This window comes from uncultured Streptomyces sp. (assembly GCF_947488945.1).
In the GTDB taxonomy this organism is placed as follows: domain Bacteria; phylum Actinomycetota; class Actinomycetes; order Streptomycetales; family Streptomycetaceae; genus Streptomyces.
In genome coordinates this window covers 34941-46993 of sequence record NZ_CANLBS010000018.1, presented here as the reverse complement: position 1 = coordinate 46993, position 12053 = coordinate 34941, and the positions used below count along the sequence as shown (strand labels likewise).

Sequence of the window (12053 nt, the reverse complement as noted above, 5' to 3'; positions counted from 1 at the left end):
TACGTCGGAAGAGGCGTTCTTTTCATGAGATGGACCCACTGGATTCGCGGAGCCGGGACGGTGGCCGCGACGGCCGCGCTGCTCGGCGGCGCCGTCACCGCGCCCGCCGTGGCGGACGGCGGGAGCCACGGGCGCGACCGGCTCACCGATCTCGTCAACCCGTTCATCGGGACCGAGAACGAGGGCAACACCTATCCGGGCGCGGCGGTGCCCTTCGGCATGGTGCAGCTCTCGCCCGACACCGGTCACAACACCGGCTACGACTACTCCGAGACCCACATCCGGGGCTTCTCCACGGTGCACATCTCCGGGGTGGGCTGCGGCCTCGGCGGTGACCTTCCGATGCTGCCGACCACCGGCGACATCACCTCCACCGACAACGCCGTCTACGCCGCCGGGTTCAGCCACGACGACGAGCAGGCCGCCCCCGGCACCTACCGCGTCGGCCTGGACGCGGGCATCGAGGCCGAGCTGACCGCCACCGCGCGCACCGGCGTGCAGCGCTACACCTTCCCCGCCACCGACCGGGCCAACGTCCTGATCAACGCGGGCCAGTCGCTGCACCGTACGGTGAAGACCGAGGTCGAGATCCTCGACGACCGCACCGTGCGCACCGCCCTCACGGGCAGCGGCTTCTGCCAGGACACCAAGCCGTACACGCTCTACACCCTCACCCGCTTCGACCGGCCCTTCACCACGTCCGGCACCTGGAAGGGCGACGCGGTCACCGAGGGCTCCACGGCCTCGTCCGCCGCCGGCGAGCGCAACGGCGCCTTCCTGCGCTTCGACACCACGAAGGACCGCACCGTCGAGGCCACCACCGCGATCTCCTACGTCGACGCGAAGGGCGCGGCCCTCAACCTCCGTGCCGAAGGCGGCCGTTCGTACGACAAGGTCGCCCGTGCCGCTCAGGCCGCCTGGGAGGACCGCCTCGACGACGTCCGTGCCCGGGGCGGCAGCGAGACGCTCCGCCGCACCTTCTACTCCTCCCTGTACCGCTCGTTCCTCGCGCCCAACATCGGCAGCGACGTCGACGGGCGCTACACCGGCTGGGACCAGGAGATCCACCGGGCGAAGGGCTTCACCTACTACCAGAACTGGTCGCTCTGGGACACCTACCGCACCCAGGCCCAGCTCCTGGCTCTGCTCGCTCCGCGCGAGTCGCGGGACATGGCGATCTCCGTCCTCGCGATCGACCGGGACAGCGGCTGGCTCCCCAAGTGGGGCTACGGCACGGTCGAGACCAACATCATGACCGGCGACCCGGTCACCCCCTTCCTCACCAACGCCTACCAGCAGGGCCTGCTGGACGGGTACGAGGAGCAGGCCTACCGGGCGCTGAAGAAGAACGCCGACGGCGTCCCGCCCGCCGCCTCCGCGCCCGTGGGCCGGGAGGCCAACAAGGAGTACCTGGCCGAGGGTTACGCCCCGTACATCAAGGGCCGCGCCCATGTGAAGCCCGGCGACTCCGACTACGACCACGGCGCCTCCGCGACCCTGGAGTACGCGCTGTCCGACGCGATGCTCGGCCAGATGGCGAAGGAGCTCGGACACCCCGCCGACGCCGCCCGCTACGCCGCCCGCGCCCAGAACTACCGGAAGATCTTCGACAGTTCGACCGGCTTCTTCCGGGCCCGCGACGCCGCAGGCGCCTTCACCGGCCCCGCCGACCCGGCGCAGAGCGAGGGCTTCCACGAGGGCACCGCCTGGCAGTACCAGTGGCTCGTCCCGCAGGACCTGCCCGGCATGGTCGACCTGATCGGCGGCACCGGGGCCGCCAACGCCCGGCTCGACTCCTTCTTCGCCTACCCGCAGTTGCTGGCCGACCCCGCGAAGACCGCCCGCGAGGTGTGGGTCAACGGCCCGTACGCCTACTACAACGCCGACAAGTACAACCCGCAGAACGAACCCGACCTCATCGCCCCCTACACCTACCTCTCCACCGGCCAGCCGTGGAAGACCACCGACGTGGTGCACGCCGCGCTCACCCTCTTCACCGACACCCCGACCGGCATGACGGGCAACGACGACCTCGGCACCATGTCCGCCTGGAACGTGCTGTCCTCGATCGGGATCTTCCCGGTCCAGCCCGGCACCGACACCTGGGGCCTGTCCACGCCCGTCTTCGAGCGGGTCGACCTGACCCTCGACCGGCGGTACTACCCGAGGGGCGGGCTCACCGTGCGGGCCCCGGGCACCTCCGGCACCGCGCGCTACATCCAGTCCGCCCGCACCGACGGCGCCGCGTACGGGAAGACCTACCTGACGACCGACGACATCCGGTCCACCCGGGACCTGAGCTTCACCGTCGCCGCCGAGCCCTCCACCTGGGGCACCGCACCGGCCGCCGCGCCGCCTGCCCTCAAGTGATCCCCTGAACCCCCGAGGACCCGCCCCCGGCCGTGGGGGCGGGTCCTCGCGCGCAGGCCCCGCTCCGCCCGCCACCCCGCCCTCCCGGACAGGCGGGCCGGTTCCGCGGGGCACGGCGCCCTCGGCCGTGTCAACGGCGGCGGGACCCCTCCCGTCCTATGGCGAAAAGCGCGTGGCCGTCCGCGCGGAGGGTGTGATCATGGGCCCGGACGCCGAGACCGCCCCCACGAGGAAGCGTGTGCCATGCCTGTGCTCCCCGCCGACCCCACCGTCCTCCACCCGATGCCGGGACAGCCGCGGGTGGTGCTGCTCCGACCGCTGGTGACCTCGCCGCTGATCGAGGTCGGGGAGTACTCGTACTACGACGACCCGGACGACGCGACCGGCTTCGAGACCCGCAACGTGCTCCACCACTACGGCCCGGAGAAGCTGGTCATCGGCAAGTTCTGCGCGCTGGGCACCGGGGTGCGGTTCCTCATGAACGGCGCCAACCACCGGATGGACGGCCCCTCCACCTTCCCGTTCCCCACCATGGGCGGTTCGTGGGCCGAGCACGCCGACCTGCTCACCGGCCTGCCGAACCGCGGGGACACCGTCGTCGGCAACGACGTCTGGTTCGGCCACGGCGCGACGGTGATGCCCGGCGTGCGCATCGGGCACGGCGCCGTCGTCGGCGCCGGTGCCGTGGTCGCCTCCGACGTGCCCGACTACGCGATCGTGGCCGGCAACCCGGCCCGGCTCGTGCGCACCCGGTACGACGCCGACGACGTGGCCCGGCTGCTCGCGGTCGCCTGGTGGGACTGGCCGGCGGAGCACCTCACCGCGCACATCCGGACGGTCATGTCGGGCACCCTCGACGCCCTGGAGGCCGCCGCCCCGGCCGCAACCTGACCGGCCGTGCCCCCGGGGCGCCCCGCCCGGCACGACCGGACGGGGTACGCCCCGCGCCGCCGCCCCCTCCACGCCCCGCACCGCCGCACCCCGAATCGAGTGGACCGTCCATGTCCCGTCGCCGCGCCCACATCGCGATGATCGGCATCCCCGCCGTCAGCCACATGTTCCCGAGCCTGGAGATCATCCGCGAGCTGGTGGCCCGCGGCCACCGGGTGACGTACGCCAACGATCCCTCGGTGGCCCACCTCGTCGCCGGCACCGGCGCCGAACTCGTCCCCTGCGCCTCGGTGCTGCCGGTGGCCGACAACAACTGGCCCGACGACCCCGTCGCGGCCATGCGCCTCTTCCTCGACGACGCCGTCCAGGCACTCCCGCACCTGCGCGCCGTCTACGACGAGGATCCCGCCGACCTCTACCTGTACGACATCGGCGCCTACGCGGCGCGTGCCCTCGCCGAGTCGCAGAACCGGCCGCTGACGCAGCTCTCCCCGACCTTCGTCGGCTGGAAGGGCTACGAGCAGGACGTCGGCGCGCACCTGCGGCGACTGCCCGGCGCCGACGCGTACCGCGACGCGTTCGCGCGGTGGCTCGCGGGCAGCGGGGCGACCACCACCGACGTGGACGCCTTCTCGGGCCGCCCCGCGCATGCCCTGGCCCTGATCCCCCGGGCCATGCAGCCGCACGCCGACGAGGTGGACACCGACGCCGTGACCTTCGTCGGGCCGTGCTTCCGGCCGGCCGGCGACGGCGAAGGGGGCAGCGGTGGCGGGAACGGCGGGTCCGCAAGCTGGACGCGCCCTCCCGGAGCCGAGAACGTCCTGCTGGTCTCCCTGGGCTCCGCCTACACGCGGCAGCCGGAGTTCTACCGCCAGTGCCTCCGGGCCTTCGGCGGGCTGCCGGGCTGGCACACCGTGCTCCAGATCGGGAAGTACACCGACCCGGCGGAGCTGGGCCCCGTCCCGTCCGGCGTCGAGGTGCACCCCTGGGTCGCGCAGCGGGAGATCCTCGGACAGGCCGACGCCTTCGTCACCCACGCCGGAATGGGCGGCTGCGGCGAAGGGCTGCTGGCCGGGGTACCGATGATCGCCGTCCCCCAGGCCGCCGAGCAGTTCACGAACGCCGACCGCCTGGTCGAACTGGGCGTCGCGCGCCGGATCGACACCGAGGACGCCACGGCACAGGCCCTGCGCGCCGCCCTCACCGAACTCGTCGCCGACCCCGAGGTGGCCCGCCGCTCCGCCCGCCTGCGCGCCGACGCCCTGGCCGAGGGCGGCACGCTCCGGGCGGCGGATCTGTTGGAGGCGCGGCTGGACTGACGGCGGCGGGGGGCTTCACCCGAAGCCCTCCCGGGGGACGGAACCGGCGCGTCCGGCTTTCCCGCCGCCCCGCCCGCGTCGGAGGGACGCGGACAGGCAATACTTGCCGCATGACAACTTTTCCCGCCGGAGGGCCTCTGCCGGTGCTCACGCCGTCCGGACAGCTGGACGAGGACACCCTCGCCCCTCTGGAGAGGGAGATCGAGGCCGCCGTGACCCGCCACGGCGGCCTCATCCTGGACGCCAGCGACATCACGTTCAGCGACTCGGTGTTCCTCCAGCTCGTGGTGGCCACCCACCAGAGAGCCCGCCTGCACATCGCCGCGCCCCCCACCGCCATGCGCCGGATCTTCAGCATCACCGGGGCCGACATGGTGCTGCGCATCCATCCCACGCTCGAAAGCGCCCTCGCGGCGTGTGCGCAGAGCCCGCCCCTCGCGGAGGCGTAGCCGCCCGCCGCCCGCGGACCGGAAGCACTCCGCCGGGCGGAACGGCCCTTCCCCCGCGCACCCGTACGGCCGGGGCCGGCCGGTCAGGCGCTTTCGCGGTGTTCGGGGGGCCGGGTGGGCTCGCCCACGGCGTCGCACAACGCGCTGAGGCCGGTGGCGAGGGCGTGCTGGGCGTCGGGACTCATGCGTTCCATGGCCTGCCGGAGTACCTGTTCCCGGCGGTGCCGGATGCCGTCGAGGTGGTCGCTGCCGGCCTCCGTGAGTTCCAGGTGCATGGCGCGCCGGTCCTCGGTGTGCGGGATGCGGCGGAGGAATCCGGCGGCCTGGAGGCGGTCGCACAGGCGGGTGACGGAGGGTGCGGCCGCGGAGAGGCGGCGGCCGAGCGAGCTCAGGTTGATCCCGGGCTCGCGGTCGATGATGTACATCACACGGGTCTGGACCGAGGAGAGCGGTGCGGTGCTGAGCGTTTCGCGGTTGTGCTCCCACGCTATTTCGAGGAGTTCCAGCACCTCGCCGATTTCGGGCGCGGGTCGGGAGGTGTGCTGGTCCTGGGAGGCGTGGGCCTCGCGCATGTGACACTCCCGAGTGGGCGATTCGTGCCCGTTCCGGCTGGTCGATGTGAGCAGTCGCATAGATGAAGATATGTGAAGGAAAGAGAGACCGGTACCGGTGGACAGACCCAGTGCGGTTGAGCGTGCTCTGCGCGAGGCCGCGCCCCACGAGATCTTCGACGTGCTCCGTTCCCTGATCGAAGACCGTTTCCGCGCCGACGCGGTGGAACTGCTGATGGCCGACTACGCCATGACGAGGCTGCAGCCCGTCGGTGTGCTGCCGCACACCCTGCGGTCGCTCCCGGTGCACGAGAGCGCACCGGGCCGCGCGTTCGGGGCCCAGGAGCCCCACTGCGTGTACGACGGTCCCGCCTCCACCGTAACGGTGCACCTGCCGGTCAGTGTCCGGGGGGACCGCCTCGGCGTGCTGAGCGTCACCCTGCCGGCCACCGGCGGCGAGGTGGAGCCGGACGTGGTGGACGAGCTCCGCCTGTGCGCCGACGCCCTGGCGCACGAGGTGGTCGTCGCCGAACGCGACACCGACGTCTTCCTCCAGGCCCGCCGGGCCGAGCGCCTGACGCTCGCCGCGGAGATGCAGTGGCAGATGCTGCCCGGACGCTCGTGCGCACGCCCCGAGTACAGCCTCGGAGCACAGCTCGAACCCGCGTACGCCATCTTCGGCGACAGCTTCGACTGGTCCGCCTCCGCCGACGAGCTCTATCTGACCGTGAGCAACGGCATGGGGCAGGGCATCGACGCCGCACTCCTGACCAATCTCGCGGTCAACGCCCTGCGCAACGCCCGCCGCGCCGGGCTGAGCCTCAGCGACCAGGCCTACCTCGCCGACCAGGCCGTCCACGGGCAGTACCGGGGCGACAAGTACCTGGCGACGCTGCTGCTGCGCTTCCACCTCCCCACCGGAGAGGTCGAGATCATCGACGCCGGCTCGCCACGGGTGTGGCGGCTGCGCGCGGGCGCGGTCGAGATGATCGAGCTGGAGGCCCAGAACCCCCTCGGGATGTTCGAGGAGACGGCCTACGTGTCCCAGCGCCTCGACGTCGAGCCCGGGGACCGCCTGTTCTTCATCAGCGACGGCGTCTACGACGCCCTGTCGCCCGGCGGGGAGAAGTACAGCCTCCGCGCCCTGGCCAAGTCGATCACCAGCACCCGGCTGCTGCCGGCCCCGCAGGTGCCCCGGGCGATGCTGCAGGAACTCCTGGGGCACCGCGGCTCCGGCCCGGCCGCCGACGACTCCCTGGTGATGTGTCTGGACTGGCACGGACGTCCCGCCGTCGAACGGGAGAGCCCGCCTTCGGACGCTCGCCCGTGATCGCGAGGTGAAGGTGGTGCGGCCACGGCGTGTGGTCCGCGCACAGCACACCTCTGCGGGCGCACGGTACGCGGGGGCGGGTTGCCACGCGGCACACCCCTGGAGGATGCTTGCCGCACGGCAAGTAATTTTCGACGAGCAGGGGAAGGCGGTGCGGTTCGCCCAGGGCGGGCCCTGTCCATGGCCTCAACCAGGGGAAGCGCCGCTTTGCGGACCAGCGTGTGGGACCTGGCTCCCTGCCCCGTCGTCGTCGCCGACCCGTCCGGAGCCGTCGTCGGGGCGAACGACGCGGCCGGGCTGCTGCTCCCGGGCGCCGCACCCGGGGCGCCCGTGGCGGAGGTCGCACCGGCATGGCTGGCCGAGGCCCACCGGGCCGTGTGCGCGGACGCCGGCTCCGCGGCCCCCACGCACCCGGACCGGACCGTTCCCGATCCGGTGGCGGGGCGGATCGGGGTCCGCAGCTTCGAGGCGCACCCGTCGCTCACGGCGGACGGAAGCGTGGTGTGGTGGCTGGTCGACGACACCGGCCGGCGTCTCGCGGAAGAAGCGCTCGCCACGGAGCGCGAACGCACCAGGCTTCTCTCGGAGACGTCCCACACCCTGCTGACCTCGCTGAACACCGACAGGTGCATGGCCACGACCGCGGAACTCGCCGCGGAACACCTCGCGGACATCGCCCTCGTCGTCGTCGCGCCCGCGCAGGGCCGCACGCTGTCCGTGGCCCGAGCCCTCGCCGGTCAGGAAGCCGAACGTGTCCCGCTCGCCGGCGCCCCGTCCGACCTGCCGGGCCTCGCGGAGGCGCTGCAGGGGTTCCCGCCCGCGCCCTCCCGGTGGATCGACCCGGCCGCCATGCCCGCATGGGTGCTTCCGGAGGGCTTCGGCGCGACGATCGGCTCGGTCGTCGTGACCCCGCTGCCCGGCCACGGCGTGCCGGCCGGGGCCCTCGTACTGCTCCGCCGCAGCGGACGCGCCGAGTTCAGCGAGAGCGACGAGGTCTTCGCCCGCCTGTTCGGCGCCCGGGCCGGCGCGGCACTGTCCGCCGCACGCCTCTACAGCGAGCAGAACGCCATAACCCGGATCCTCATGCGCGACCTGCTGCCGCCGGCCCTGCCGCGCCTGGACGGCGTGGAGATCGCCGGCGGCTACCGTCCCGCCGGCGCGACCGAGCCGGTGGGAGGCGACTTCTACGACGTGCACCCCGGCAGCACCCCGGCGGACGCCTCCCTGGTGGTCCTCGGAGACGTGTGCGGCAAGGGACTCGAAGCCGCCGTCCTCACCGGCAAGATCCGCAACACCCTGCAGGCGCTGCTGCCCATGGCCGACGACCACCCACGGATGCTGGGACTCCTCAACGGGGCCCTGCTGAACTCCCACCACACCCGCTTCGTCACCCTCGTGCTGGCCTCGGTGCACCGTGCGGGCGACGAGGTGCGGCTGCGCCTCACGTCGGCCGGCCACCCCCACCCCCTCGTGGTCCGCGCGGACGGAACCGTCGAACAGGCCGACACCCACGGCTCGCTGATCGGGGTCCTCCCCACGATCGAGGCCCGCACCGTGGAGACCGTCCTGCGGCAGGGGGACACCTGCCTGCTCCACACCGACGGGTTCACCGAAGCCCGCGGCGGGCCCCGGGGCGACGAACTGTTCGGAGACGAACGCCTGCGCCACGCCCTGTCGGAATGCGCCGGCATGCCGCCCGAGGCCGTCGTCGACCACATCCAGATGCTCGCCTCCCAGTGGGTGCGCGGCGGCCCCCACGACGACATGGCCGTGATCGCCATCGGCGCACCGCGCGGCGTTCACCCCGCCCGCGCGGTGGACGGCCGCGGCCGGGGTAGGAGCACGGGATGACCTACACGACCGCCGGCGCCCGAGGCCCCGCGAAGCGACCTGCGCGGGGCCGTCCACGCCCGCGACGGATACCGTGCCGCCGCCCTCGCCCACGGTCGTCCCCGAGGCTTCCCCCGGACCGAACGGCCTTCCGCACACGCGCGTCCGGCGCCGGAACGCGCACCCGCCCCCACTGGACCGCACCTCGGAGCGCCCCCATGACCTCGCAGCCCACACCCTTCACCCTGACCGTCGAGAACGGCCGCGACACCGTGTGCCTCCGCCTCACCGGCGACCTGGACCACCACACGGGCGACCTCGTGGTCGAGCAGGCCGAGGAGTGCCTCACCGGGCGACCGGGCCTGCGCGACCTGATCCTCGACTGCACCGGTATGACCTTCTGCGACTCCATCGGCATCTCGTCCCTGCTGATGATCCACCGCAAGACCACCGCGCACTCCGTACGTCTGCACGTGGAGCACCAGCCCCCGTTCCTCCGGCGGCTCCTCGACATCACCGGGGTCCAGCAGCTCTTCACCCACCCGCACCTCTCGCGACGGGCCGGATAGCCTTTCCGCCGCCCGGACCCCCGTCATGCCGCCGCGCCGCACCCGTCGCGCGCGTCGAATCCGTGCCGTCCCCACGTCATCGCGGGGGCATCGTGAGGACGACCTTGCCGGCCTTCGTCCGTCCCTGCTCGACGTACTCCATGGCCCGGAGCGCTTCGTCGAACGGGAAGACGCGGTCGACGACGGGGCGGATCCTTCCGGCGTCGATGAGGGGGGTGAGCCGGCGCAGCTGGTCGCCGTCGGCCTTCATGAAGAGGAACGAGTACCTCACCCCGCGGCGCTCGGCGTTGCGCCGGGTCGTGAAGCTGAGGGCGGTCATGACCAGGCGGAGGACCGGGTTCAGGCCGAGTTCGCGGGCGAAGGCGGGGTCGGGCGGTCCCGCGACGCTGACGGCGATGCCGCCGGGCCTGAGTACGCGCAGGGACTTGGCGAGGTTCTCGCCGCCGAGGCTGTCGAGGACGACGTCGTAGCCGTCGAGCACCTCTTCGAAGTCCTGGGTGCGGTGGTCGACGACGACGTCCGCGCCGAGATCCCTGGCCAGACCCGTCTTGGCGGTGCTCACGGTGGTGGCCACGTGCGCGCCGAGCGCCTTGGCGAGCTGTACGGCGATCGAGCCGAGGCCGCCGGCGCCCGCGTGGACGAGGACCTTCTGACCCGGCCGCACGCCGGCCCGCTCCACCAGTGCCTGCCATGCGGTCAGGGCGACCAGGGGCAGGGACGCGGCCTCGGTCATGGTGAGGGTGGCGGGCTTGGGCGCCAGGTCGTCCTGGTGGACGGCGAGGAGTTCGGCGAAGGTGCCGATGCGGTCCTTGCCGGGCCGGGCGTAGACCTCGTCGCCCACCGCGAACCGTGTGACGGACGGGCCGACCCGGACGACCGTCCCGGCGAGGTCGTTGCCCAGGACGAGCGGGAGGCGGTAGGGCAGGAACGCCTTGAAGTCCCCGTTGCGGATCCTGAGGTCCAGCGGGTTGACGCCGGCCGCTTGGATCTCGACCAGGACGTCCTCGGCGCCCACCCGCGGGTCGGGTACGTCGGCAGCGCGCACCCCGGCTGCGCCGCCGTACTTCTCGACCAGGAAAGCCCTCATCGTCATCTCCGTTCCGTCTGCCGTCCCTGCGGGGCCGGGTCTCCGCTCGCGCCGGGCTTCTCCCCGTACGAGAGGGTGCGTGCTGTTCTTGCCGCGGTGGCGCGGGCACCCGCGTCCCCGGCCGCGTTCAGCCCTCGGGCCACGGATACGACCCGAGCGGTGACGCGGTCGGCGGGGACAGGCGTTCCGCGGCCGGTCGTGCCGGGGGTGAGCGTCAGCCCGCGTCGGGCCGGAGCGCGGCGGACAGGCTCTGCTTGACGTACCGACTGGTCTCGTCGGCGAGGATCTCCGGCCGGCCGGTCTCGATGCCGTGCAGGGCCCGGGCCGCGACGTCGGCGGCGGCGGCCTTCTGGTCGGCGGGCACTGCGGCGGCCATGTCGGTGTCCATGTAGCCGACGTGCAGCGCCGAGACGGCGATGCCGCGCGGCGCCAGCTCCTCGCGGGTCGCGTCGCTGAGCGCCCAGGCGGCGGCCTTGGAGGCGGCGTAGGAGCCGAGTTCTGCCGGGTGGAGCCAGGACAGGGCGGACAGGACGTTGAGCACGGCGCCGCCGCCGTTGCTCTCGATGACGGGGGCGAAGGCCCGGGTCGCGGCGAGCGGGCCGAAGAAGTTGGTCTCCATCTCCCGGCGGATCTCGCTCGCGTCGCCTCCGACCAGGCTCGCGCCGGTGGAGATGCCCGCGTTGTTGATCAGGAGGGTCGCGTCGGACGCCACCTGTGCGGCCGCCCGTACCGAGGCCTCGTCGGTGACGTCCAGCCGCAGCGGGACGACGCCCGGCACGTCGACCGTCTCGGGGCGCCGGGCCGCTCCGTACACCTTCGCCCCGCGCTCGACGAGCTGGGCGGCGAGGTGGCGCCCGAGCCCCCGGTTCGCACCGGTGACGACCGCGACCGCGTTCGTGAGTTCCATGCCTTCTCCTGGTTCCGGCGGGAGCCGACGGCCACCCGCGGCGCAATTGGATTATGCATCCAATCTAAACACGGGTCTATGATAGATGCCAGTCGACATCCAAACGGGAGGTGGTCATGGGCCGCGTATCGCAGGCGCAGGCGGAGGAGAACCGCAGGCGGGTGGTGGACACCGCGTCCCGGCTGTTCCGGGAGCGGGGCACGCAGGTCAGCGTCGCCGACCTGATGAAGGCGGCCGGTCTGACCCACGGCGCCTTCTACAAGCAGTTCGACTCCAAGGAGGCGCTCGTCGACGAGGCCACCGCCCACGCCTTCGCCGAGCTCGCCCGGCGTCACGGCGCGGGGCTGGAGCGGTACGACGGGCAGCGTGACGCCGCCCAGCGGGCGCTGGTCGACACCTATCTCTCCGCCGGGCACCGTGACTCCCCGGCGGACGGCTGCCCGGTCGCCGCCCTCGCCACCGACATCGCCCGCGAGGGCGGCGGGCCCGAGGCGCGTCGCGTGTACGCGGAGGGGGTGGCCGACTTCGCCGACTTCCTCGCCACCGACGACCAGGACGGCGTCGCCCGCCTCTGCACCCTGTTCGGTGCGCTGGTCCTGTCCCGGGCCACCAAGGGCTCCCCGCTCTCGGACGAGATCCTCGCCGCCGCCCACACGGCCCTGACGGAAACCGGCTGAACCGGGGCGCGGTACGGGGTCGTGCACGCGGGACGGCCCGCCCGCGCGAAGAGGCGTACTCGGGCGGAGGCGG

At 72.9% G+C, this 12053-nt stretch carries 11 protein-coding genes; 8 read left to right on the top strand and 3 right to left on the bottom strand.

Annotated features, from left to right (window positions below):
- The first annotated feature begins 24 nt into the window (after positions 1–24).
- The 4 genes from Q0994_RS25005 (at position 25) to Q0994_RS24990 (ending at position 5029) form a co-directional block, all read left to right on the top strand.
- The gene (locus Q0994_RS25005) at positions 25–2370 is read left to right on the top strand and encodes a GH92 family glycosyl hydrolase (protein ID WP_299538483.1); all 2346 of its coding nucleotides are present in this window, start codon (positions 25–27) and stop codon (positions 2368–2370) included.
- A 243-nt stretch (positions 2371–2613) separates the two neighbouring features.
- Positions 2614–3261, top strand: a complete 648-nt coding sequence (locus Q0994_RS25000) for a CatB-related O-acetyltransferase (protein WP_299538482.1) — start codon at positions 2614–2616, stop codon at positions 3259–3261.
- A gap of 110 nt (positions 3262–3371) precedes the next feature.
- Entirely contained in the window at positions 3372–4580 is a 1209-nt protein-coding gene (locus tag Q0994_RS24995; protein WP_299538480.1) for a macrolide family glycosyltransferase, read from the top strand.
- Between the two features lie 110 nt (positions 4581–4690).
- On the top strand, positions 4691–5029 hold the full coding sequence (locus Q0994_RS24990) for an STAS domain-containing protein (RefSeq protein WP_299538479.1): 339 nt from the start codon (positions 4691–4693) through the stop codon (positions 5027–5029).
- 83 nt (positions 5030–5112) lie between these two features.
- Here Q0994_RS24990 and Q0994_RS24985 read toward each other — a convergent pair whose 3' ends face one another.
- Positions 5113–5601 (bottom strand): MarR family winged helix-turn-helix transcriptional regulator, encoded by a 489-nt coding sequence (locus Q0994_RS24985; protein WP_299538477.1) that lies wholly within the window; start codon positions 5599–5601, stop codon positions 5113–5115.
- 97 nt (positions 5602–5698) lie between these two features.
- Between Q0994_RS24985 and Q0994_RS24980 the strand changes: the two genes are divergently transcribed.
- From Q0994_RS24980 to Q0994_RS24970, 3 genes are all read left to right on the top strand, one after another.
- Positions 5699–6910 carry a PP2C family protein-serine/threonine phosphatase gene (locus Q0994_RS24980; RefSeq protein WP_299538475.1) on the top strand — a complete coding sequence of 404 codons (1212 nt, stop codon included), beginning with the start codon at positions 5699–5701 and terminating at the stop codon, positions 6908–6910.
- A 207-nt stretch (positions 6911–7117) separates the two neighbouring features.
- A complete protein-coding gene (locus Q0994_RS24975) occupies positions 7118–8761 on the top strand; it encodes a PP2C family protein-serine/threonine phosphatase (protein ID WP_299538474.1) in 1644 nt (547 codons plus the stop codon).
- A 197-nt stretch (positions 8762–8958) separates the two neighbouring features.
- Positions 8959–9309: an STAS domain-containing protein gene (locus tag Q0994_RS24970; protein WP_299538472.1), complete on the top strand. Its 351-nt coding sequence runs from the start codon at positions 8959–8961 to the stop codon at positions 9307–9309.
- Between the two features lie 76 nt (positions 9310–9385).
- Here the strand turns inward: Q0994_RS24970 and Q0994_RS24965 are convergent, their stop codons facing one another.
- Positions 9386–10396 carry an NADP-dependent oxidoreductase gene (locus tag Q0994_RS24965; protein WP_299538736.1) on the bottom strand — a complete coding sequence of 337 codons (1011 nt, stop codon included), beginning with the start codon at positions 10394–10396 and terminating at the stop codon, positions 9386–9388.
- 214 nt (positions 10397–10610) lie between these two features.
- A complete protein-coding gene (locus Q0994_RS24960) occupies positions 10611–11303 on the bottom strand; it encodes an SDR family oxidoreductase (protein ID WP_299538471.1) in 693 nt (230 codons plus the stop codon).
- Positions 11304–11419: 116 nt separating this feature from the next.
- Here Q0994_RS24960 and Q0994_RS24955 point away from each other — a divergent pair, with 116 nt between their 5' ends.
- Positions 11420–11980: a TetR/AcrR family transcriptional regulator gene (locus Q0994_RS24955; protein WP_299538470.1), complete on the top strand. Its 561-nt coding sequence runs from the start codon at positions 11420–11422 to the stop codon at positions 11978–11980.
- The last annotated feature ends 73 nt before the right edge of the window (positions 11981–12053 follow it).